This is a genomic window from Amycolatopsis sp. NBC_00355 (assembly GCF_036104975.1).
In the GTDB taxonomy this organism is placed as follows: Bacteria; Actinomycetota; Actinomycetes; order Mycobacteriales; family Pseudonocardiaceae; genus Amycolatopsis.
Map to the genome: position 1 here is coordinate 7,329,225 of NZ_CP107982.1, position 23,057 is coordinate 7,352,281.

Genomic DNA, 23,057 nt, shown 5'->3' on the forward strand with positions numbered 1-23,057 from the left:
TCCGTCCCGGTTAACCTCAAGCCATGTCACGCGCCAGCCTGGACAAGGACCCGCACGAAGTCGCCGCCATGTTCGACGGCGTCGCGGACGGGTACGACCGGGCGAACTCGTTCATGACCTTCGGCTTCGACCGGCGCTGGCGCACCACCACCGCCCGCGTGCTCGACGCCCGCCGCGGCGAGAAGGTCCTGGACCTCGCCGCCGGCACCGGCGTCTCCACCGTCGAGTACGCCCGCGGCGGCGCCTGGTGCCTGGCCGCGGACTTCTCGTTCGGCATGCTGCGCGCCGGGCTGCACCGCAAGGTCCCGATGGTCGCGGCGGACGCGCTGAACCTCCCGTTCGCCGACGAGAGCTTCGACGCCGTGACGATCTCGCTGGCGCTGCGCAACTTCGTCGACACGAAGGCCGCGCTCACCGAGATCGCCCGCGTGGTCAAGCCGGGCGGCCGGCTGGTGATCTGCGAGGTCTCGACGCCGCCGTTTCCCCCGATCAGGTTCATCCACCGGCGGTTCATGCTGAAGCTGCTCACGTGGGTCGGCAAGCGGACGTCGTCCAACCCGGAGGCCTACTCCTACCTGGCCGAATCGATGCTGGCCTGGCCGGACCAGCGCACTCTCGGTGAGATCATCGAGAGCGCGGGCTGGGCCGACGTCGAGTGGTTGAACCTCACATTCGGCGTCGTCGCGATCCACCGGGCGCGCAAGCCTGCCTAGACTCGCGGTATGAGCCGTCGTAGCCCTGACCAGGACGCCGAAGTCATCGTCGTCGGTGCCGGACCGGCCGGGTCCACTGTCGCGACCTACCTCGCCCGGTCGGGCGTCGACGTCCTGCTGCTGGAGAAGACCGAGTTCCCGCGCGAGAAGGTCTGCGGCGACGGCCTCACCCCGCGCGGCGTCAAGCAGCTGATCGACCTGGGCATCGACACGAGCGAGGAAGCCGGCTGGGTGCAGAGCCGTGGCCTGCGGATCCTCACCGGCGACCTGACGCTGGAGCTCGACTGGCCGGACCTCACGAGCTACCCGCCGTACGGCGTTTCCCGCACCCGCCACGACTTCGACGACCTCCTCGCGAAGCTCGCGGTGAAGGCGGGCGCGCGGCTGTACGAGCGCACCACCGTCACCAGCGCCATCACCGACGCGACCGGGCGCGTGGTCGGCGTCGAGGCGAAGGTCGGCCCGGAGCGCACGCCGGTGAACTACCGCGCGCCGCTGGTCCTGGCCTGCGACGGCGTCTCCGCGCGGCTCGCGCTGAGCGTAGGCATCCAGAAGAACGAGAAGCGCCCGATGGGCGTCGCGGTGCGCCAGTACTACAAGAGCCCGCGCCACGACGACCCGTTCATCGAGGGGCACCTCGAGCTGTGGGACCGCTCGGATCCGCGCGACCCGAAGCTGCTGCCGGGCTACGGCTGGGCGTTCCCGCTCGGCGACGGCACGGTGAACGTCGGCCTCGGCATGCTCTCGACGTCGGCGTCGTTCCGGAACACCGACTACCGCGCGCTGCTGCGCCAGTGGCTCGACGGGACGCCGGAGGAGTGGGGCTACCGCGAGGAGAACGCGATCGGCAAGGTCGGCGGCGCCGGCCTCCCGATGGGCTTCAACCGCACCCCGCACTACCGCGACGGCCTCCTGCTGCTGGGCGACGCGGGCGGCATGGTCAGCCCGTTCAACGGCGAGGGCATCTCGGCGGCGATGGAGTCCGCGCAGATCGCGGCGGAGGTCGTCGTCCAGGCCCTGGCCCGGCGCGAAGGGCCTTCGCGCGAGCGCGCGCTGGAGGCGTACCCGCGCGCGGTGCGCGAGCTGATGGGCGGCTACTACCAGCTGGGCAATGTCTTCGCCAAGATCATCGGCAAGCCGAAGATCATGCACGCGGCGACCAAGTACGGCCTGCGGATCAACAAGATCCTCCCGCTGGTCTACAAGGGCCTGTCGGGCTGCTACGACGCCAAGGGCGGCGACGGCGTCGACCGCCTGATCTCGGCCCTGGCCAAGGCAGCCCCCAGCCCCCGCTGACCCCTGAACCTGTCACTTTCCCTAGGAAAGATGCGTCCGAAGGCCCCTTGGACGCATCTTTCCTAGGGAAAGTGACGCCTTGCTGTGCAAGTGCGAACGGTGGCGGGGTGGGCGGGTTGCGCGCGGACACTCGACCGGCCTACCAAGTTGGCCGTGCGGTCAGTGGGATAGATCACAGGTCGGCGCCCTGTTTGTCCGGTCGTGCGGTGATCATGAAACGTCTTCGCGCAGGTCGCACGCGCGCCGTTGTCGGGCCGTGACAACGTTGGCGGCGAAAGTTAGGGCACCCTCATAACACGGGGGGCTAGGGACAAGAATGTGAGTCGCGTCCTACACTCCCCCCATGCTTTGTGAATCCCTTCACATCCACGACGAGTGGCTTGTGAACTATTTCACAAGCTGGCCCGAAGACAGCCACGGGCCGTAAGGAGACCCTGACCCTCGGCGGTGTGACCCAGGTCCCTTAGGGTGCCGACGAGGCTGAGCGGTTCCCACCACAAGCAAAACCGCAGCGGCGCGGAAAGGATGGCGAAGACCCCGTGCTGATGTTGCCCGTGCTGACCCAAACGGACGCAGTGAACCTGGCGCAGCAGGCCCCGAGCCTGAAGCCCTACCTGCCCTTGGTCCTTCTGTTCGTGCTGGCGCTGGCGTTCGCCGTGCTGTCGGTGCTGCTGGGCCCGCTGGTCGGTCCCAGCCGCTACAACAAGGCCAAGCTCGAGGCCTACGAATGCGGCATCGAACCGTCCCCGCAGCCGCTCGTCGGCGGCGGCCGGATGCCGGTGGCGTACTACATCACCGCGATGCTGTTCATCCTGTTCGACATCGAGATGGTCTTCCTCTACCCGTTCGCCGTGCAGGCGGACGCGCTGGGCACCTTCGGCCTGGTGGAGATCCTGCTGTTCATCGCGACGGTCGGCTTCGCGTACGCCTACGTGTGGCGGCGCGGCGGCCTGGATTGGAACTAGACCCATGGGCCTCGAAGAGAAACTCCCCAACGGCATTCTGCTGGCCAGCCTCGAAGGCCTCGTCAACTGGGCGCGGAAGAACTCGATGTGGCCCGCGACCTTCGGGCTCGCCTGCTGCGCGATCGAGATGATGACGGTCGGCGGTTCCCGCTACGACATCGCCCGGTTCGGCATGGAGCGCTTCAGCGCGACGCCGCGCCAGGCCGACCTGATGATCGTCGCCGGCCGGGTCACCCAGAAGATGGCCCCGGTCCTGCGCCAGATCTACGACCAGATGGCCGAGCCCAAGTGGGTCCTCGCCATGGGCGTCTGCGCCTCCTCCGGCGGCATGTTCAACAACTACGCCGTGGTCCAGGGCGTCGACCACATCGTGCCGGTCGACATGTACCTGCCCGGCTGCCCGCCGCGGCCGGAGATGCTGCTCGACGCGATCCTCAAGCTGCACGCCAAGATCCAGGACGAGCCGATCAACGCCCGCCGGGCCGCGATCCGCGCCGCCAGCGGCGCCCGCACCGAGCTCGTCGCGTCCTCGATCAAGTACGCGAAGAAGTAGAGCGATGACTGAGACCCCAGAACCCGGCGGCGAGCAGTCCAGCGCCGATCGCCCCACCGAAGACGGCCTCGAGCCGCGCGGCACCCGGCCCGCCGAGCCGGTCGTCACCGGCCGCGAACGCCAGGGCATGTTCGGCGTCCACGGCACCGGTGACACCTCCGGCTACGGCGGCGTCCGGCTGCCGGCCTACCACCCGGCGCCGGCCGAGCGCCCGTACGGCGGCTGGTTCGACCAGTTCGCCGACGAGTTCTACGCGGCCCTGTCGGACAACAAGATCCCGTCCGAGGCGATCCTGCAGACCACGGTCGACCGCGGCGAGATCACCTTCTACGTCGCCCGCGAGCAGCTGCCCGCGATCGCGAAGGTCCTGCGCGACGACGGCGGCCTGCGCTTCGAGCTGCTCAGCTCGGTGTCCGGCGTGGACTACGGCGTCGACGTCCCGCAGCGGCTGCACTCGGTGTACCACTTCACGTCCCTGACCTACCGCCGCCGGATCCGCCTCGAGGTCAGCCTCGACGTGGACGACGCGCACGTGCCGTCACTGGTCGGGATCTACCCGACCGCCGACTGGCAGGAGCGGGAGACCTGGGACATGTTCGGCATCGTCTACGACGGCCACCCCGCGCTCACCCGCATCCTCATGCCGGACGACTGGGACGGCCACCCCCAGCGCAAGGACTACCCGCTCGGCGGGATCCCGGTCGAATACAAGGGCGCGGAGATCCCGCCGCCGGACCAGCGGAGGTCGTACTCGTGACCATCAACGAAGACGCCACTCAAGTTCCCGAGGCGGACAGCCGCGACACGACCGAAGGCCGCGTCTACTCGGTCTCCGGTGGTGACTGGGACGACGTCGTCGCCGACGCGGCGCACGACGAGCGCATGGTCATCAACATGGGCCCGCAGCACCCGTCGACACACGGCGTGCTCCGGCTCGTGCTGGAGATGGAGGGCGAGACCGTCACGCAGCTGCGGTCGGTCATCGGCTACCTCCACACCGGCATCGAGAAGAACTGCGAGTACCGGACCTGGACCCAGGGCGTCACCTTCGTGACGCGCATGGACTACCTGGCCCCGCTCTCGACGGAGATGGCGTACTGCCTCGGCGTCGAGAAGCTGCTGCAGATCGAGGCCCCGCGCCGCGCGCAGCTGCTGCGCGTGATGCTGCTGGAGATCAACCGCATCGGCTCGCACCTGGTCTACATCGCCACCGGCGGCATGGAGCTCGGCGCCACCACCGCGATGACGCTGGGCTTCCGCGAGCGCGAGGTCGTGCTGCACCTGCTGGAGCACCTCACCGGCCTGCGGATGAACCACGCGTTCATCCGCCCCGGCGGTCTCGCGCAGGACATGCCCGCGGACTACCGCGAGAAGGTCACCGAATTCGTCAAGACGATGAAGGAACGCCTTCCGCTGTACGACAAGCTCTTCACCGGGCAGCCGATCTGGCGCAACCGGCTCAAGGGTGTCGGGTACCTGCCGGTCGACGCGTGCCTCGCGCTCGGCGTCACCGGGCCGGTGCTGCGCAGTGCCGGCCTGCCGTGGGACCTGCGCAAGACCGAGCCGTACTCCTGCTACGAGGAGTTCGACTTCGACGTGCCGGTCGACAACGGCGCCGACTGCTGGTCGCGCTACCTGATCCGGGTGCACGAGATGCACGAGAGCCTCAAGATCATCGAGCAGTGCCTGGAGAAGCTCGAGCCGGGCCCGGTCATGGTCGAGGACAAGAAGGTCGCCTGGCCCGCGCAGCTGTCGATCGGCAGCGACGGCATGGGCAACTCGCTCGAGCACGTCAAGAAGATCATGGGCCAGTCGATGGAGTCCCTGATCCACCACTTCAAGCTGGTCACCGAGGGCTTCAAGGTGCCGGCCGGGCAGGTCTACACCTCGGTCGAGTCGCCGCGCGGCGAGCTGAGCGCGCACCTGGTCTCCGACGGCGGCACCCGGCCGCTGCGGGTCCACGTGCGCGAACCGAGCTTCGTGAACCTGCAGTCGATGCCCGCAATGGCCGAAGGCGGCCTGGTCGCGGACGTGATCGCCGCGATCGCCTCGATCGACCCCGTCATGGGGGGAGTGGACCGATGACCTCTTCTACCGCAGTCCCGGAACCGGGACCGCACGCGGCGGATCAGACGCACGCGGCCGCCGGGCCGGACGTCGACGTGATCGCCATCGCGCCGGATCCCGCAGTGGCCGAGGGAATCCTGGCCGAGACACCGCTCGAGGACATCTTCGACAGTGGCGTGTACTCCCGGGCGCAGGAGCTGATCGCGCGTTACCCGGTGTCCCGCTCGGCGCTGCTGCCGCTGCTGCACCTCGTGCAGTCGGTGCAGGGGTACGTCAGCCAGGAGGGCATCGCGTTCTGCGCGCAGCAGCTCGACCTGTCCGACGCCGAGGTCAGCGCGGTCGCGACGTTCTACACGATGTACAAGCGCCGCCCGTGCGGCGAGCACCTGGTGAGCGTCTGCACGAACACGCTGTGCGCGGCCATGGGCGGCGACGCGATCTACAAGAAGCTCCAGACGCACCTCGGTTCCGAGGCGGAACCGCTGGGGCACAACGAGACCGCGGGCACGCCGAACGAGCCGGGCTCGATCACCCTCGAGCACGCCGAGTGCCTCGCGGCCTGTGACCTCGCGCCGGTCATCCAGGTCAACTACGAGTACTTCGACAACCAGACGGAGGACAAGGCCGTCGCGCTGGTCGACGCGCTGCAGGCGGGCAAGAAGCCGGCCCCGACGCGCGGTGCCCCGCTGAGCAGCTTCAAGGGCGCCGAGCTGCAGCTCGCCGGGTTCTTCCCGGAGGACGAGCGCCAGTACCGCACGGACGTCGACGGCCCATCGCAGGCCGTCGAAACCCTGCGGGGCGCGCAGATCGCGCAGGAGCGCGGCTGGGTCGCGCCCGTCGCGCAAGACGTCCCGCTCCCTGCTGTGCCTGTTAAAGATGGGGAGAAGAAGTAATGGCAGATCCCATTACGCCGGTCCTCACGAAGCGCTGGCTGTCGCCGAACTCCTGGCAGATCGGCACGTACGAGGCGCTGGAGGGCTACACGGCCATCCGCAAGGCGCTCGCCGGCACGCCGGAGCAGCTCGTCCAGCTGGTCAAGGACTCGGGCCTGCGCGGCCGCGGCGGCGCGGGCTTCCCGGCCGGCATCAAGTGGTCGTTCATGCCGCCGAACTTCGACAAGCCGCACTACCTGGTGATCAACGCCGACGAGGGCGAGCCGGGCACGTGCAAGGACATCCCGCTGATGATGGCGGACCCGCACTCGCTCATCGAGGGCTGCATCATCGCCTCGTACGCGATGCGCTCCAACCACTGCTTCATCTACGTCCGCGGCGAGGCGCTGCACTGCATCCGCCGCCTCAACGCGGCCGTGCGCGAAGCCGAAGCGGCGGGCTACCTGGGCGAGAACATCCTCGGCTCGGGCTTCGACCTCAAGATCACCGTGCACGCCGGCGCCGGCGCGTACATCTGCGGTGAGGAGACGGCGCTGCTCGACTCGCTGGAGGGCCGTCGTGGCCAGCCGCGGCTCAAGCCGCCGTTCCCGGCCGCCGCGGGTCTTTACGCCGCGCCGACCACGGTCAACAACGTCGAGACCATCGCGAGCGCGCCGTTCATCGTCAACGGCGGGTCGAGCTGGTTCCGCGAGATGGGCCGCGAGAAGTCGCCCGGCCCGAAGATCTACTCGATCTCCGGCCACGTCGAGAAGCCCGGCCAGTACGAGTGCCCGCTCGGCACCACGCTGCGCGAGCTGCTCGACATGGCGGGCGGCATGAAGGACGGCGTCCCGCTCAAGTTCTGGACCCCGGGCGGCTCGTCCACCCCGATGTTCACCGCCGAGCACCTCGACGTTCCCCTGGACTTCGAAGGCGCGGCGGAAGCCGGGTCGATGCTGGGCACGACGGCCGTGCAGGTCTTCAACGAGACGGTGTCGGTGCCCTGGGCCGTGATGAAGTGGACGCAGTTCTACGAGCACGAGTCCTGCGGCAAGTGCACGCCGTGCCGTGAGGGCACGTACTGGCTGGCGCAGATCCTCGAGCGCATGGTCGAGGGCCACGGCACCGAAGAGGACATCGACACCCTCCTCGACGTCTGCGACAACATCCTCGGCCGGTCGTTCTGCGCCCTCGGCGACGGCGCGGTGTCGCCGATCACCAGCGGCATCAAGTACTTCCGGGACGAGTTCCTCGCGCTGTGCGAGAAGAACCGGCACGAACAGACCAAGCCCGAACTCGTGGGAGCGCAGGCATCATGACGATCGCCCCCGACAAGCCCGACACGGCTGCGACGCCGGTCCCCGAAGGCCACGTCAAGCTGGTCATCGACGGCGAAGAGGTCATCGCCCCCAAGGGTGAGCTGCTGATCCGCACGGCCGAACGCCTCGGCACGGTCATCCCGCGGTTCTGCGACCACCCGCTCCTCGACCCGGCCGGCGCCTGCCGCCAGTGCCTGGTCGAGGTCGAGATGGGCGGCCGGCCGATGCCGAAGCCGCAGGCGTCCTGCACGATGACCGTCGCCGACGGCATGGTCGTCAAGACGCAGCTGACGTCGCCGGTCGCGGACAAGGCCCAGCAGGGTGTGATGGAGCTGCTGCTCATCAACCACCCGCTGGACTGCCCGATCTGCGACAAGGGCGGCGAGTGCCCGCTGCAGAACCAGGCTTTGGCGCACGGCCGCACGGAGTCCCGGTTCGTGGACACCAAGCGCACCTTCCAGAAGCCGCTGCCGATCTCGTCGCAGGTGCTCCTGGACCGGGAACGCTGCGTGCTCTGCCAGCGCTGCACCCGGTTCTCCCGCGAGATCGCCGGCGACCCGTTCATCGAGCTCCTCGAACGCGGCGCCCACCAGCAGATCGGCACCGCGGAGACGGCGGACGTGCTGGACCTGGCCTCGCGGACGACGTCCGGCCAGCCGTTCCAGAGCTACTTCTCCGGCAACGTCATCCAGATCTGCCCGGTCGGCGCTCTGACGAGTGCCGCCTACCGGTTCCGCTCCCGCCCGTTCGACCTGGTGTCGGCGCCGAGCGTCTGCGAGCACTGCTCGTCCGGCTGCGCCGAGCGGACCGACTTCCGCCGCGGCAAGGTCCAGCGCAAGCTGGCCGGCGACGACCCCGAGGTCAACGAAGAGTGGATCTGCGACAAGGGCCGCTTCGCCTTCCGCTACACCTCCGCCGAGGACCGCATCCGGCGGCCGCTGGTCCGCAACCGCGAGACCGGTGAGCTGGAAGAGGCGTCCTGGACCGACGCGCTGCGTATCGCGGCCGCCGGTCTCACCGAGGCCCGTTCCAACGGCGGCGTCGGTGTCCTGCCCGGTGGCCGGCTGACCGTCGAGGACGCCTACGCGTACTCGAAGTTCGCCCGCGTCGCCTTGCAGACCAACGACGTCGACTTCCGCGCCCGCCCGCACTCGGCCGAGGAGCTCGCGTTCCTCACCTCGCACGTCGTGGGCGTGACGCCGGAGAACGGCGTCACCTTCGGCGAGATCGAGCGCGCCCGCACCGTGCTGTGCGTGGCGTTCGAGCCCGAGGACGAGGCGCCGATCGTGTTCCTGCGGCTGCGCAAGGCGGCCCGCAAGAACCGCACCCGGGTCGTCCACTTGGGACAGTGGACGACGTCGTCGGTGCGCAAGACGTTCGGCGAGCTGCTCGCCTGCGTCCCGGGCCAGGAGCCCGCGGCCATCGAAGGCATCGCCAAGCATGCGCCGGACCTCGACGAGGCCCTGAGCGGCGAGAACGCCGTCGTCCTCGTCGGCGAGCGCGCGGCTTCGGTGCCGGGCCTGTTCTCCGCGCTGCACGACCTGGTGGAGCGCACGGGCGTCCGGCTCGCGTGGATCCCGCGCCGCGCCGGTGACCGGGGCGCGCTGGAGACCGGCTGCGTGCCGGGCCTGCTGCCCGGCGGCCGTCGCGTCGGCGAGGACGCCGCTCGCGTCGCCGTCGAAAACGCTTGGGGCGTCCCGCTTCCCTCGGCTCCGGGCCGCGACGCGACCGAGATCCTTAAGGCCGCTTCGGACCGTGAGCTCGGCGGCCTGGTCGTCGGCGGGGTCGACCCGTACGACCTGCCGGACCCGGAGCTCGCGCTGCGCGCGCTGGACAACGCCGGTTTTGTCGTCAGCCTCGAGCTGCGGCGGAGCGCCGTGACCGAGCGCGCGGACGTCGTGCTCCCGGTGGCCGCGTCGGACGAGAAGGCGGGCAGCTACCTCAACTGGGAGGGCCGCACCCGCCCGTTCGACATCACCATCGAGGGCACCGGCTCGCTGCCGGACTGCCGGGTGCTCGACACCCTCGCCGTCGAGATGGACACGGACCTGTTCACGCAGACGCCGGCCGCCGCGCGCGGCGACTACGAGAAGCTCGGCCCGGCCTCCGCGCTGCGCTGGGGTCACGTCGAGGCCGCGACCGGGGGCGCCACGGTGGCCCCGGGTACCGGCCAGGCAGTCCTGTCGACCTGGCGCCAGCTGGTCGACAACGGGTCACTGCAGGACGGCGAGCCGCACCTCAAGGGCACCCAGCGCAAGCCGGTCGCGCGGTTGTCCGCGACGACCGCCGAAGGGCTGGGCGCGTCCGTGAAGGTGAGCACCGAACGCGGCGCGATCACGCTGCCGATCGAGGTCGCCGACCTGCCCGATGGCGTGGTGTGGCTGCCGGGCAACTCCGACGGCTCCGCCGTGGCCAAGACGCTCGGTGCCGGTCACGGCGCCGTGGTGAACCTCGCTGGGGGTGAACTGTGACACCGTTGCTGACTGAAGCTGCTGTCGGGAGTGTTCCGGACGCGGCGACGCGTGCGGCGCTGCTGGCGGACGACCCGTTCTGGCTGATCGCTCTCAAGTCGGTGATCATCCTGCTGATCGGCCCGATCTTCACGATCGTGCTGATCGTCTGGGAGCGCAAGGCCGTCGGCCGGATGCAGAACCGGCCGGGCCCCAACCGCGTCGGCCCGAACGGCTACCTGCAGTCCCTGGCGGACGCGCTCAAGCTGCCGTTCAAGGAACAGATCATCCCGGACACCGCCGACCGCAAGGTGTACTTCCTCGCCCCGGTCATCTGCGTGGTGCCGCCGCTGATCGCGCTGGCGGCCATCCCGTTCGGCCCGGTGGTCTCGATCTTCGGCGAGCGGACCGTCCTGCAGCTGCTCGACCTGCCGGTCAGCCTGCTGGTCGTGCTGGCCTGCTCCTCGATCGGCGTCTACGGCATCGTGCTCGCCGGCTGGGCGTCCGGCTCGCCGTACCCGCTGCTCGGCGGCATGCGCTCGGCCGCGCAGGTGATCTCCTACGAGATCGCGATGGGCCTGTCGATCGTCGCCGTGATCCTGCAAGCCGGTTCGCTGGACCTGGCCGACATCGTCGCCAAGCAGCAGCCGGTGTGGTTCCTCTACTTGATCCCGAGCTTCGTGATCTACCTGATCTCGATGGTCGGCGAGACCAACCGCGCCCCGTTCGACCTCCCGGAGGCCGAGTCGGAGCTGGTCGGCGGCTTCCACACCGAGTACAGCTCGATGAAGTTCGCGATGTTCTTCCTCGCCGAGTACGTCAACATGGTGATCGTCTCGGCGTTCGCCACCACGCTGTTCCTCGGCGGCTGGATGGCCCCGTGGCCGCTGTCGCTGATCGGGAACAACGTGCTCAACACCGGCTGGTGGCCGGTGCTGTGGTTCTTCGTGAAGATGTTCGTCCTGCTCTTCGGGTTCATCTGGCTGCGCGGCACGCTGCCCCGCCTGCGTTACGACCAGTTCATGCGCCTGGGCTGGAAGGTCCTGGTCCCGCTGAACCTCGTGTGGATCGTCATGGTGACCTTCGCGAAGGTGATCACCTGGAACCTGCCGGCGATCATCATCGCCGCGGTCGCGATCTTCATCGTCGTCGCCCTGTTCTTCTACGTCCGCGCGTCGGGCCGCGAAGAGGAGAGCGAAGTCGTGCCGGTGACCGGTGGCGGGTTCCCGGTCCCGCCGCTCGACCTCAAGGTCCCGCAGACCACTCCGCGTCAGAAGGCTTTGGCCAAGGCCGAGGCGAAGGCGGCCCGGCGCAAGCCGGCAGCCGTCGGTACCGCAAAGGAAGGAGCGCAAGATGGGGTTTCTTGATCCCGTCAAGGGCTTCGGCGTCACCTTCGGGATGATGTTCAAGAAGGTCGCCACCGAGGAGTACCCGGAGGCCGGCGCGCCGGCCGCCCCGCGCTACCACGGCCGGCACCAGCTGAACCGTCACCCGGACGGCCTCGAGAAGTGCGTCGGCTGCGAGCTGTGCGCGTGGGCGTGCCCGGCGGACGCGATCTTCGTCGAAGGCGGTGACAACACCGAGGAAGCCCGGTACTCCCCGGGCGAGCGGTACGGCGCCGACTACCAGATCAACTACCTGCGCTGCATCGGCTGCGGGCTCTGCATCGAGGCCTGCCCGACGCGGTCGCTGACGATGATCAACTTCTACGAGCTGGCCGACGACGACCGCCAGCGGCTGATCTACACGAAGGAAGACCTCCTCGCGCCGCTGCTGTCCGGCATGGAGCAGCCGCCGCACCCGATGCGGCTGGGCGAGAACGAGCAGGACTACTACGTGAACGGCCCCGAGCTGGCGCGCGGGGAGGTCAAGCCGTGATCACCGCACTCCTGGCCCAGGCGCCCACCGGCGCCGCCGCGGGCGTGTCCGTCGGCGAGGCCATCGCGTTCTGGATCCTCGGCCCGGCCTGCCTGCTCGGCGCGCTCGGCATGATCTTCTCGCGCAATGCCGTGCACTCGGCGCTGTGGCTGGTGCTGACCATGCTGAGCTTGGGCGCGCTGTACATGATCCAGTCGGCGCCGTTCCTCGGCTTCACGCAGATCATCGTCTACACCGGCGCGATCATGATGCTGTTCCTGTTCGTGCTGATGCTGGTCGGCCGCGAGAGCTCCGACTCGGTCGTCGAAGTGCTGCGCGGTCAGCGGCTCGCGGCGACCGTGCTGGGCATCGGCCTGGCCGCGCTGCTGGCCACCGGCATCTACCGGGCGCTGGACAACGTCACCCCGGCCGTCCCGCTCGACTCGGCGACGTCCGCCGGCGGTGGGCCCAAGGGCCTCGGCCGGCTGATCTTCACCGACTACCTCTTCCCGTTCGAGCTGACGTCGGCGCTGCTCATCACCGCCGCGGTCGGCGCGATGGTGCTGGCCTTCACCGACCGGCACGCCAAGGGCGGCAAGAAGACGCAGAAGGAACTGGTCGTGGCGCGCTTCCGCGGCGAGCACGACCGGCCGTCGCCGCTGCCCGGCCCGGGTGTCTTCGCCACCGCCAACTCCGTGTCCACCCCGGCGCTGCTGCCGGACGGCTCGGTCGCGCCGGAGTCGCTGTCGGCGATCATCGAGTCCACCTCGGCGATCGAGCTGGCGAAGGAGCGCAAGCTCGTCGCGGACGACCGCCCGCACCCGGACGCGCACGCGCTGGTCGCTTCGGAAGGGGACAAGGAATGACCCCGACGTACTACCTGCTGCTGTCGGCGCTGCTGTTCTCGATCGGCGCGGTCGGCGTGCTGGTGCGCCGCAACGCGATCGTCGTGTTCATGTGCATCGAGCTGATGCTGAACGCGGTGAACCTCTCGCTCGTGACGTTCGCCCGGATCAACGGCAGCCTCGACGGCCAGATCATGGCCTTCTTCGTGATGGTCGTGGCCGCCGCCGAGGTCGTGGTCGGGCTGGCGATCATCATGGCGATCTTCCGCACCCGGCGCTCGGCCTCGGTCGACGACACCAACCTGCTGAAGTACTAGGAGACACCGAGTGACCGCATCATCGTGGCTGCTGGTGGCCCTCCCTGCCTTCGGCGCGCTCGTCCTGCTGCTCATGGGCAAGCGCGCGAAGGGCTGGGGGCATCTGCTCGGAACGGCCACCGTCACCCTGGCCTTCGTCTGGGGCCTGATCCTGTTCTTCACGGCTGACGGCAAGGCCACGACGGACACCAAGCTCTACTCGTGGATCCCGGCCGGCGCGCTGCAGATCGACTTCGGGCTCCGGATCGACGCCCTGTCGCTGACGTTCGTGCTGCTCATCACCGGCGTCGGCATGCTGATCCACTTCTACTCGATCGGCTACATGGTCGACGACGAGGCCCGGTACCGCTTCTTCGCGTACCTGAACCTCTTCGTCGCCTCGATGCTGATCCTGGTGCTGGGCAACAGCTTCGTGACGCTCTACCTGGGCTGGGAGGGCGTGGGTCTCGCGTCGTACCTGCTCATCGGCTGGTACCAGGGCCGCCCGTCCGCCGCGACCGCGGCGAAGAAGGCGTTCCTGATGAACCGCGTCGGTGACGTCGGGCTCGCGCTGGCGATCTTCATCATGTTCAAGTACGTCGGGTCCACCGGCTACGCGCAGGTCTTCGACGCGGTGGGCGCGGGCAAGTTCCCGCCGGCCGCGATCACCGCGATGGCGATCTTCCTGCTGCTGGGCGCGTGCGGTAAGTCCGGCCAGTTCCCGCTGCAGGCCTGGCTCCCGGACGCGATGGAGGGCCCGACCCCGGTCTCGGCCCTGATCCACGCGGCGACGATGGTCACCGCCGGCGTCTACCTGGTGGCCCGCTCGCACGACATCTTCAACGCCACCGAGGACGGCCGGCTGATCGTCACGCTGGTCGGAGCGTTCACGCTCCTGCTCGGGTGCATCATCGGCTGCGCGTACGACGACATCAAGAAGGTCCTCGCGTACTCGACGGTCAGCCAGATCGGCTACATGATGCTGGCCGTGGGTCTCGGCCCGGGCGTCTACGCGCTGGGCATCATGCACCTGGTGGCGCACGGCTTCTTCAAGGCCGGGCTGTTCCTCGGCGCCGGTTCGGTCATGCACGGCATGAACGACGAGGTCGACATGCGCAAGTTCGGCGGCCTCCGCAAGAAGATGCCGATCACGTTCGTCACCTTCGGCCTCGGCTACCTCGCGCTGATCGGCTTCCCGTTCCTCACCGGCTACTACACCAAGGACGCCATCATCGAGGCGGCGTTCGGCCAGGAAGGCTGGCGTGGCTGGGTCTTCGGCATCGCCACGATCCTCGGCGCCGGGTTGACCGCGTTCTACATGACCCGCCTGATGATGATGACCTTCTTCGGCAAGGAACGCTGGAAGGACATCAAGTCGACGGACGGCCGTGAGTTCCACCCGCACGAGTCGAAGCCGATCATGTGGATTCCGATGGCGATCCTCGCGGTCGGTTCGGTCGGCGCCGGTGCGTTCTTCGCGATCGGCGACCGGTTCGTCGACTGGCTGGCCCCGACGGTCGGCGAGTTCCACGAGGCCGAGCACACGCCGATCCCGGCGGACATCGTGCCGATCCTGACCCTCGTGTTCGCCGCACTCGGTGTGCTGATCGCGTACCTGATCTTCCGCCGGCCGGTCCCGGTCGAGCGGCCGGAGCGCGTCTCGTTCGTCACCCGCGCCGCTCGCAACGACCTGTACGGCAACACCCTCAACGAGACGCTGGTCGCCCGCCCGGGCACCTGGCTCTCGCGGGCGCTGGTGTTCGTCGACAACCGCGGCGTCGACGGCGCGGTCAACGGCCTCGCCGCCGGTCTCGGCGGCGGCTCCGGCCGGCTGAGGCGGTTGCAGACCGGGTTCGTCCGGTCCTACGCGCTGTCGATGCTCGGCGGCACGTTCCTGCTTCTGGCGGCTCTCCTGCTGGTGAGGTTCTCCTGATGACCTGGTTGCTGATCCTCATCCTGCTGCCGCTGGTCGGCGCCCTGGTGCTGGCGTTCCTCAAGGGGAACGACCGCGCCGCGGTGCTGGCCGCGCTGGCCTTCTCGATCCTCGAGTTCGTGCTGATCATCCCGTTCTGGCTCAGCTACTCGCCGAGCGGCGCGCGGCTGCAGATGACGTCGAGCGTCGACTGGATCCCCAGCTTCGGCGTGCACATCGCGTTCGGCACCGACGGCATCTCGCTGGTGATGATCGCGGTGATCGCGCTGCTGGTGCCGATCGTCGTCGGCGGGCTCGGCCTGATGGACAAGCTCCCGCCGGGCCGCAGCGCGGGCGGGTTCCTGTCGCTGATCCTGCTGCAGGAGGCGCTCACGATCGGCGTCTTCGCCGCGACCGACGTCTTCCTGTTCTACGTGCTGTTCGAGATCATGCTGATCCCGATGTACTTCCTCATCGGCGGTTACGGCGGCGCGAACCGGCAGTACGCGGCGGTGAAGTTCTTCCTCTACTCGTTCCTCGGCGGCCTGATCATGCTGGCCTCGGCGATCGGGGCGTACTCGCTGGCGGACAAGAAGCTCGGCCACGGCACGTTCGACTGGGCCACGCTCGTCACGGTCGTCCGGGACGCGCCGCTGAGCACGCAGATCTGGCTGTTCCTCGGCTTCTTCCTGGCGTTCGCGATCAAGGCGCCGCTGGTGCCGTTCCACACCTGGCTGCCGGACGCGGCGGGGGAGGCGCCGATCGGCGTCGCCGTCCTGCTGGTCGGCGTGCTGGACAAGGTCGGCACGTTCGGGTTCCTGCGCTACTGCCTGCCGATGTTCCCGGACGCGAGCAAGACCCTGGCGCCGCTGGTGCTGGTGCTCTCGGTGATCGGCGTCCTCTACGGCTCGATCCTCGCCGCTGGGCAGCGGGACATGAAGCGGTTCATCGCCTACGTCTCGATCGCCCACTTCGGGTTCATCTCGCTCGGCATCTTCGCGTTCAACGAGCAGGCGATGATCGGCTCGGCGACGTACATGCTGAACCACAGCCTCGCGACCGGCATGCTGATCGTGGTGATCGGCCTGGTCGTCGCACGCGGCGGGTCGACGAAGATCTCCGACTACGGCGGCATGGCGAAGGTGACCCCGCTGCTCGCGGGCCTGTTCCTCCTCGCCGGTCTGTCCACGTTGTCCTTGCCGGGCACCAACTCGTTCGTCTCCGAGTTCCTGGTGCTCATCGGGTCCTATGTGGACCAGCCGGTGTACACGATCCTCGCGACCGTGGGCATGGTCCTGGCCGCGGCGTACGTCCTCTGGCTCTACCAGCGCGTGATGCAGGGCCCGCTTCGCGGTGACGCCCTGGTGCCGCCCGCCTCCAAGGGCAGCGCCACCCCGGCCGGCGTGGAGTCGGGTGGCGCCGTGGCCACCGCGACCGTGACCGAGCCGGGCGCGACCAAGGTCATCCGCGACCTCAGTGGCCGGGAGATCGCGATCCTCGCGCCGCTGGTCGTGCTGATCATCGTCCTCGGCTTCTACCCGAAGCCGGTGCTCGACACAGTCACCCCGACGGTGCAGCAGACGCTGTCCGCGGTTCAGGGAGGCAAGTAACCCGTGCTCGACATCCTCCTGACCCAGGCGCCGGAACCACCGATCGCGACGCCGTCGGTCGACTACAACGCCGTGCTGCCGGTGCTGATCATCTTCGGCGCCGCGTGCGTCAGCGTGCTGGTGGAAGCGTTCGCCTCGAAGCGCTCGCGGTTCGGCACGCAGGTCGGGCTGAGCCTCCTGGCGATCCTCCTGGCCGGCGGCTGGCTGATCAAGTACGCGCTCAACGACGCCCCCGCGGGCGGCGTGAAGACGTTCAGCGGCGCGATCTCGATCGACAAGCCGGCGCTGTTCCTCTGGGGCACGCTGCTGGCCCTGGCGGTCGGCGCGGTGCTGCTGATCTCCGACCGCGTCGTCGAGCCGGGCGGCGCGCTGGTCGCGCAGGCCGGCATCCGCCCGGGCACGGTCCAGGACCGCGCGCAGACGGCGACCACCATGCAGACCGAGGTCTTCCCGCTGACGCTGTTCGCGCTCGGCGGCATGATGGCGTTCACCGCGTCGAACGACCTGCTGACGATGTTCATCGCGCTGGAAGTCCTCTCGCTGCCGCTGTACCTGATGTGCGGCCTGGCCCGCCGTCGCCGTCTCCTCTCGCAGGAGTCCGCGGTCAAGTACTTCCTGCTCGGCGCGTTCTCCTCGGCGTTCTTCCTCTACGGCCTCGCGCTGCTGTACGGCTACGCGAACTCCGTGAAGCTGGGCGACATCGCCGCCGCGGCGGCCGGTTCGGACCGCTCCGACACGCTGCTGTTCGCCGGTCTTGGTCTCTTGGTCGTCGGCCTGCTGTTCAAGGGCTCGGTCGGCCCGTTCCACACCTGGACCCCGGACGTCTACCAGGGCGCGCCGACCCCGGTGACGGCGTTCATGGCGGCGTGCACGAAGGTCGCCGCGTTCGGCGGGATCCTGCGGGTGCTGTCGGTGGCGTTCGGCTCCACGAGCTGGGAGTGGCGCGGCGTGCTCTGGGGCGTGGCGATCATCTCGATGGTGATCGGCGCGGTGCTGGGCCTGACCCAGACCGACGTCAAGCGCATGATCGCGTACTCCTCGATCGCGCACGCGGGCTTCCTGCTGATCGGCGCGATCTCGATGACCGCGAACGGCCTGTCGAGCACGCTGTTCTACCTGCTGTCCTACGGTTTCACGACGCTGGCGGCGTTCGGCGTGATCAGTCTGGTCCGCGACTCCTCCGGCGAGGCGACGCACCTCTCGGCGTGGGCGGGCCTGGCGAAACGGTCGCCGCTGGTGGCCGCGGTGTTCACGTTCCTGTTGCTGGCCTTGGCGGGCATCCCGTTGACGTCAGGTTTCGTGGGCAAGTTCGTCGTGTTCTCGGCGGCCCTGTCGGACGGCATGGCTCCGCTGGTGGTCATCGCCCTGGTGTTCAGCGCGGTGGCGGCGTTCTTCTACCTGCGCGTGATCGTCCTGATGTACTTCTCCGAGCCGGCCGCGGACGGCCCCACGGTGACGATCCCGGGCTTCGGCACCGGAACGGCGATCTTCCTGGGCACGGCCGTGACGCTGGTCCTCGGCCTGGTCCCGGCGTTCGCCCTGTCGTGGGCGAGTGCGGGCGGTTTCGCGTCCTGAAGTTCCTTCTGAAAGGGCCGTCACCTCTTCCCGGGGGTGGCGGCCCTTTCAGTTGCCCAGAAGAGCCGCGACCTTCCGCCCCAGCACCACCGGATCCCCGGGCATGACGCTGATGTACCGGTCGGCCACCCCGATCCCGACCCGCCCGGCATCGACGTCGAGATAGCCGAGGGAGTCTTCGGTCTCGATCCGCAGCCCGTCCTCCCGCTTCGCGGCGTAGAACTGCCCGAGCCCGGAGTGCTTCTGCTTCACGAGGTCATCGAGCTTCTGCGCGGCCCGGCTGCGAGCCGGGGCGTCGTCGAAGACGTCGCTGCCTCGTTCTTCCCGGAAGTCTTGCTGCGGAAGCGAAAACGGCTTGATATCTGCAGCCTGACACGGCGGCAGGTTCGCGATGAGCGCGTCAACGGGATGGGTATCGGGCGGGACGCCCTTGAGCCAGACCCGCTCACCCTGGCAGACGGCGGTGACCGCCGTCCGTCCCCGCACGGCGACAAGAACCCCGATCTGTTCCCGCTGGTCACGGGCGTAGGCGAAGAACTCTGTCGCGGGCCGGTCGAGCAGGTGGAGGAGATCGTCGAATTCGGGCGTGAAGCCGTCGCCTTGGGTGAAGCCGTATTCGCTGAGCTGCTCGAAGGCTTGGCGGTCGGTGTGCTTTCGCGCGGACGGCGGAATGTAGCGCAGCCCACCGGCGAAGATCGGGTGCGGATCCCCGCAGCCGGTCTGGCGCATGGCCGTGAGCAGATTTCCGAGGGAGAGTTCGGCCTTGAGCACCACGGTGCTGTGTTCCTCCAGGTGCCTACGGCTTGGGCCGGCTTTCCCCGATCACGGGCGGCATGGGCTTCTCGATGAACCCGCCGAAGGTCTCGTCGGGATCGGGATTCTTCAGGTAAGGGGCGGACTTCTTCTCTTTGTCGTCGTCCTTGGCCCCACGCCCGCCGGCGGCGGTCCCCATGGGCATCCCATTGGCGCCGCGGGCGCCGGCGGTACCGCGTGCGGCTGCTTGGCCGGGCATGCGCTCTTCGGGGACGCGGGAGCCGGAGCCTGGTCCGCTGCCGAGGCTGCGTTGGTTGATGCCGCCGGTGTTCGGGCTGCCGGTCCGGTAGCCACCGACGCCCGGCCCGCTTGTGCCCGGCCCGCTCGTGCCCCGCCCGCTGCCGGTGCCAATTTCGGTCCCGCTACCGGCCCCTGGCCCGAACCCGCCGGATCCGGGCCCGAAGCCGCTGTACGGCTGGTTCCCGGAGCCACTCCCGAAATTGCCGAGAGGCTGCCCGGTAGGCCCGAACTGATAGCCCCCACCCTGAGCGGCGGCAGGAGGCGGTACGTAGTTGTCGGCATGAGTGCTGTCGGAGTTGCCACCCCCGGGAGGAATCGGCGACACCACGTGCCGCGAGTCCTGCCCGGAAACCTGGTTCGAAGGCTGCCGAGGTATTTGATTCTGCCCGGCCCGAACGTCCTGGTTCTGCCCGAAAACATCGGTTTGCCGCGGATTGCGGGCCCACTCACCGGTATCGGTAGCGGTGGCGGTCCGCCCGGTGGTGGTCTCCCGGGTGCCCTGCCCCGAGGTCGTCATGGAGACGGGCGCACCGGAGTCGCTGATCTGCGCGTACTGGGAGGGCATCTGCCCGCCATTTGAGGTGGAGGCGGAGTGGTAGGCGCCAAAGGCCTCGATGTTGCCCTGGCTGTCGGCCTGCCACCCGGAAACCTTGGTGTTGTAAGACTGCCCATCACCGGTAAGAACATTGTAGAGATCATCAGAAGTCATTTCCGGCGGCTGCGCCGCAACGGGCTTCACAGAGTGCTTGGCGGTCCCAAAAGCATCCATCTGCGCACCAACGGCAGTCTGAGCGGTCTTGAGATGAACAGCATCATCGGCGGCGGCTTGAACAAGAGGACGCGTAGCGTCAGCGGCGGCGTCCCCCGCACCCCCTTGCCACCCGGCCATGGTCTTGGCCCGAAGGGCGCTGATCCGCTGAGCCCGCTCAACCATCCGATTGGTCAGCTGGTCGGCGTCGGTATGTGCATCGGAGAGTGATTGTATGCCCTCACCGCCGGTGATCTGTTCGTAGATCTGAGCGGCGGTGAGTGGGGTCTCAACGACCATCATCAGTTCCCTCGAAGTTGTTCCAGGACCTTGCTGGCGACTTCACGTGCCGCCGCGCAGGGATCTTTCTTGCCGACGTTGGTTTCGGACTGTTCGATCGATACGTCGATCATTTCGCGGTCACTGGTGCCGACGGCCAGGGCACACAGGCCGTTCGAGGATCGTTCGTCTTTCAGACCGTAAGCGACCGACGGGTAGCCGTCGATCGGATCTTGTGGCTCGAAGAACGGGTAGGTAGTGCCCTTCTTCTCGTAGATTCCGGTCAATCCGGCATTGTCGACTTTGTTGAAGATCACTCCTATCGAGGCGTGAGTAACCCCGGACGGATGCCAGTTGCACGTTGGACCTCCTGGGGCGTCCAGTTCCTCGGTTGGAGTGGCCGTCGAACCTAGGAATGTGATGACTTCATCATTGGCCAACGCTTTGCAAGGGGCCTTCTTGAACTGACTGGTGTCGAGTGGATTGTCGACAGGCGGGACTCCGGGGCCGGGCACGGATCCCTCAGATTTCGACGGGGTCTGCACGGCGCTACTGACAGGAGCGGCTGTGCCCGACTTAGCGCTCGAGCAGGCTGTGAGCGTCAGGAGGGATGCGCTGAGCAGGACGAGCGTGCGGCGCATTAGAGCGTGCCTCCGGTCTGCTTGATCTCGGCGGTGTGAGTTTCCTCTGCGGTTGCGTATTTGCCCAGGGCTGCTACGAACTTCGCTGCCATCGCTCGGCAGTACTCAACCCGCGCCTGAAGTGCTGTATCGAGCGCTTGTCCGGAGGCGCGGATCTGATCGGCATTGCCGCCGCTCGCGTACTCGAGTCCGGGACCACGAGTCGAAGCCAGGGTTCGTGCCTGTCGACGATCGTCTGCGAACTCATTCGCCAGGTCGTTCCACTCGCGCGCGAGTTCGCGGAGGGTCTCGACGTCGTACTGGAACCCCGTCCCACCAGGCCCGGAAGACTCGCCCCCGTAAGAGCCCGCGTGCGGGATCCCGTTCGGCCCCGGCAGCTGCCAGTTTCCGCCCGGGTCGTAGACCTCACCCACGGCCGCTCACCACAAATGTCGTCACGTCAGCTCTCCCCTAGCTTGCAGTGTGCTCCACCCCGAGCACCCTGCGTATCCGACGGCTCGCACCTTACCAGGGTTCCGCGCCTGCTTCGGAAGGGAAGAAACCCCAGGTCGAGGGGGTCACGAAACAACCGTGACCCCCGAAAACCTAGGGTGTCGGCGAGCAGGACGTGTGGCCCAGGATCACCTGGCCCGCGATGCCCGACGCCGGGAGGAAGTTGATGCGCAGCATCGTCAGGCCGATGCTGCCGTCGCCCGGGAGGTTCTGGATGTTGAACACCGCGTTCGCCAGGACCGTGCCGTTCGACTTCTTGAGCGGCACCACGTAGCCGACCGGGACCGGGTTCGGCGGGTTCGTGATGCCCGACATGCCGCCGTACGTCCAGCCGGCGTTCGTCTTCGTGTGCGTTGCCGTGCAGGTGACCTTGAACGTCGACAGCTTGATCCGCGGGCCGCCCGCGCTCACCAATGCCGACAGCTCGAAGTTCTTGCCCGTCGCCGTGGACGTCGTTGTCGTGGCGGACGTATTCGGGTCCGTCACCGTTGTCGTGCAGGACGAGGTGCCGCCGCCGAAGGTGATTCCGGTCTTCGACACCGTCTGGGCCGTGGCCGTCGTCGGGCCGGCGACCGAACACTGGCCCTGGACCGGCACCTTGACCGTCGCGTCACCCTTCGTGAACTCGGCTGAGCCGATCTGGGCCACGCCCGGCTGCGGCGCGGCCTGCGCCGGGACGGCCACGGCGAGTCCGGCCACCAACAGCGTTCCGGCGAGCCCTGCCCGCCTCGCGATCTTGCTGCGCATTTCGCTGTCCTCCTTGCTGACCGGGAGAGCTGTCGGGTTCGGCAGTTCTTCCACGTCGTGAATATCCGCCTGTCCGACCCGCCCGTTGCGCCCGAAACCGCCGATCACCCCTTCGTGGATCATGAACCACCCGGTGGATAATCCCTTCGGTATCCGGATACAGATCTGTATGTTGACGCGCATGCCGACCTACCGTGTCCTCGTCCGGGGCAAGTTCGACCGGCCCGCGCAGGCCACCCGCGAAAAGCTGCTCGCCTGCCTGACCTCGGACGACGTCGCCGGCCGGCTCTTCAGTGCCGACGGCGCGCTCACCTACAGTCACCACCTCGGCGGCTTCACCTTCCGCGTCCAGGTCGACGTCGCCTCGGGTGACGACGCCTCGCAGCGGGCCCACGACCACGCCGAGCTGATGGTCATGGAGCTGTTCGAGCGCGAGGGCTACCCCTACCGCGACCTGGTCGTCAGCTCGACCTGCCTGGACGACGTCAGGATCCGGCGACGCTGACCCGCGTTGGCTCATGGCCTGCAGGCGTACCGGGGACACGGTGTCGCACCGTCCGCTGTGGACAGTGCGGCCACCCGGCGCGCGATGCGTACAGTCCACAAAGGACCATTGTGACAAAGCGGGCAGGCGAAGTCCCGCTCACCGAGGACGGCGTCACCGAGCGGGCGCGCACCTGCCGGCGCCCGCGACGTCCGGCGGCGAAGCGACGATCGCCGCGGGTTCGCGAAGGGCCCTGGTCACCGGTGGTCGCGTGCTCGGGCGC

General features: G+C 68.4%; 22 protein-coding genes. 17 read left to right on the forward strand and 5 right to left on the reverse strand.

Annotation, left to right across the window (positions count from 1 at the left end; genetic code table 11):
* Positions 1-23 precede the first annotated feature (23 nt).
* The 16 genes from OHS18_RS33620 to nuoN all read left to right on the forward strand — a co-directional run bounded on the left by OHS18_RS33620 (position 24) and on the right by nuoN (position 18,330).
* Entirely contained in the window at positions 24-713 is a 690-nt protein-coding gene (locus OHS18_RS33620) for a demethylmenaquinone methyltransferase (RefSeq protein WP_328445768.1), read from the forward strand.
* Positions 714-722: 9 nt separating this feature from the next.
* Complete coding sequence (locus OHS18_RS33625) at positions 723-2,009, forward strand: geranylgeranyl reductase family protein (protein WP_328445766.1); 1,287 nt, start codon at positions 723-725, stop codon at positions 2,007-2,009.
* Between the two features lie 545 nt (positions 2,010-2,554).
* Positions 2,555-2,974 carry an NADH-quinone oxidoreductase subunit A gene (locus OHS18_RS33630; protein WP_247063898.1) on the forward strand — a complete coding sequence of 140 codons (420 nt, stop codon included), beginning with the start codon at positions 2,555-2,557 and terminating at the stop codon, positions 2,972-2,974.
* A 4-nt stretch (positions 2,975-2,978) separates the two neighbouring features.
* A complete protein-coding gene (locus OHS18_RS33635) occupies positions 2,979-3,527 on the forward strand; it encodes a NuoB/complex I 20 kDa subunit family protein (RefSeq protein WP_086863694.1) in 549 nt (182 codons plus the stop codon).
* 4 nt (positions 3,528-3,531) lie between these two features.
* Positions 3,532-4,284, forward strand: a complete 753-nt coding sequence (locus tag OHS18_RS33640; protein ID WP_328445762.1) for an NADH-quinone oxidoreductase subunit C — start codon at positions 3,532-3,534, stop codon at positions 4,282-4,284.
* On the forward strand, positions 4,281-5,612 hold the full coding sequence (locus tag OHS18_RS33645; protein WP_328613550.1) for an NADH-quinone oxidoreductase subunit D: 1,332 nt from the start codon (positions 4,281-4,283) through the stop codon (positions 5,610-5,612). Before OHS18_RS33640 ends, OHS18_RS33645 begins: the two co-directional genes overlap by 4 nt.
* The gene (nuoE, locus tag OHS18_RS33650) at positions 5,609-6,487 is read left to right on the forward strand and encodes an NADH-quinone oxidoreductase subunit NuoE (RefSeq protein ID WP_328445759.1); all 879 of its coding nucleotides are present in this window, start codon (positions 5,609-5,611) and stop codon (positions 6,485-6,487) included. The genes OHS18_RS33645 and nuoE overlap by 4 nt, the downstream gene beginning before the upstream one ends.
* A complete protein-coding gene (nuoF, locus tag OHS18_RS33655; protein WP_328613551.1) occupies positions 6,487-7,785 on the forward strand; it encodes an NADH-quinone oxidoreductase subunit NuoF in 1,299 nt (432 codons plus the stop codon). The genes nuoE and nuoF overlap by 1 nt, the downstream gene beginning before the upstream one ends.
* Positions 7,782-10,256, forward strand: coding sequence for an NADH-quinone oxidoreductase subunit G (locus OHS18_RS33660; protein WP_328613552.1), 2,475 nt, complete (start codon positions 7,782-7,784; stop codon positions 10,254-10,256). Before nuoF ends, OHS18_RS33660 begins: the two co-directional genes overlap by 4 nt.
* On the forward strand, positions 10,253-11,602 hold the full coding sequence (nuoH, locus tag OHS18_RS33665) for an NADH-quinone oxidoreductase subunit NuoH (protein ID WP_328445755.1): 1,350 nt from the start codon (positions 10,253-10,255) through the stop codon (positions 11,600-11,602). Before OHS18_RS33660 ends, nuoH begins: the two co-directional genes overlap by 4 nt.
* A complete protein-coding gene (gene nuoI / locus OHS18_RS33670) occupies positions 11,589-12,113 on the forward strand; it encodes an NADH-quinone oxidoreductase subunit NuoI (protein ID WP_323329409.1) in 525 nt (174 codons plus the stop codon). Before nuoH ends, nuoI begins: the two co-directional genes overlap by 14 nt.
* Positions 12,110-12,958 carry an NADH-quinone oxidoreductase subunit J gene (locus tag OHS18_RS33675; RefSeq protein ID WP_328445751.1) on the forward strand — a complete coding sequence of 283 codons (849 nt, stop codon included), beginning with the start codon at positions 12,110-12,112 and terminating at the stop codon, positions 12,956-12,958. The genes nuoI and OHS18_RS33675 overlap by 4 nt, the downstream gene beginning before the upstream one ends.
* Complete coding sequence (gene nuoK, locus OHS18_RS33680; protein ID WP_247060354.1) at positions 12,955-13,254, forward strand: NADH-quinone oxidoreductase subunit NuoK; 300 nt, start codon at positions 12,955-12,957, stop codon at positions 13,252-13,254. The genes OHS18_RS33675 and nuoK overlap by 4 nt, the downstream gene beginning before the upstream one ends.
* A 10-nt stretch (positions 13,255-13,264) precedes the next feature.
* Positions 13,265-15,166 (forward strand): NADH-quinone oxidoreductase subunit L, encoded by a 1,902-nt coding sequence (gene nuoL / locus OHS18_RS33685; protein ID WP_328613553.1) that lies wholly within the window; start codon positions 13,265-13,267, stop codon positions 15,164-15,166.
* Entirely contained in the window at positions 15,166-16,755 is a 1,590-nt protein-coding gene (locus OHS18_RS33690; RefSeq protein ID WP_328445747.1) for an NADH-quinone oxidoreductase subunit M, read from the forward strand. Before nuoL ends, OHS18_RS33690 begins: the two co-directional genes overlap by 1 nt.
* A gap of 3 nt (positions 16,756-16,758) precedes the next feature.
* A complete protein-coding gene (gene nuoN, locus OHS18_RS33695; protein WP_328445745.1) occupies positions 16,759-18,330 on the forward strand; it encodes an NADH-quinone oxidoreductase subunit NuoN in 1,572 nt (523 codons plus the stop codon).
* A gap of 48 nt (positions 18,331-18,378) precedes the next feature.
* Here nuoN and OHS18_RS33700 read toward each other — a convergent pair whose 3' ends face one another.
* The 5 genes from OHS18_RS33700 to OHS18_RS33720 form a co-directional block, all read right to left on the reverse strand.
* Positions 18,379-19,104, reverse strand: coding sequence for an ESX secretion-associated protein EspG (locus OHS18_RS33700; RefSeq protein WP_328613554.1), 726 nt, complete (start codon positions 19,102-19,104; stop codon positions 18,379-18,381).
* A gap of 22 nt (positions 19,105-19,126) precedes the next feature.
* Positions 19,127-20,431, reverse strand: coding sequence for a PPE domain-containing protein (locus tag OHS18_RS33705; protein ID WP_328613555.1), 1,305 nt, complete (start codon positions 20,429-20,431; stop codon positions 19,127-19,129).
* A 2-nt stretch (positions 20,432-20,433) separates the two neighbouring features.
* On the reverse strand, positions 20,434-21,051 hold the full coding sequence (locus OHS18_RS33710; protein ID WP_328613556.1) for a DUF3558 domain-containing protein: 618 nt from the start codon (positions 21,049-21,051) through the stop codon (positions 20,434-20,436).
* Positions 21,051-21,464 (reverse strand): hypothetical protein, encoded by a 414-nt coding sequence (locus OHS18_RS33715; protein WP_328613557.1) that lies wholly within the window; start codon positions 21,462-21,464, stop codon positions 21,051-21,053. The genes OHS18_RS33710 and OHS18_RS33715 overlap by 1 nt, the downstream gene beginning before the upstream one ends.
* A gap of 172 nt (positions 21,465-21,636) precedes the next feature.
* Positions 21,637-22,473 (reverse strand): hypothetical protein, encoded by an 837-nt coding sequence (locus tag OHS18_RS33720; RefSeq protein ID WP_328613558.1) that lies wholly within the window; start codon positions 22,471-22,473, stop codon positions 21,637-21,639.
* On the opposite strand from OHS18_RS33720, the gene OHS18_RS33725 reads away from it, so the two are divergent.
* The gene (locus OHS18_RS33725) at positions 22,472-22,795 is read left to right on the forward strand and encodes a DUF6204 family protein (protein ID WP_328613559.1); all 324 of its coding nucleotides are present in this window, start codon (positions 22,472-22,474) and stop codon (positions 22,793-22,795) included. The genes OHS18_RS33720 and OHS18_RS33725 overlap by 2 nt on opposite strands.
* Positions 22,796-23,057 lie beyond the last annotated feature (262 nt).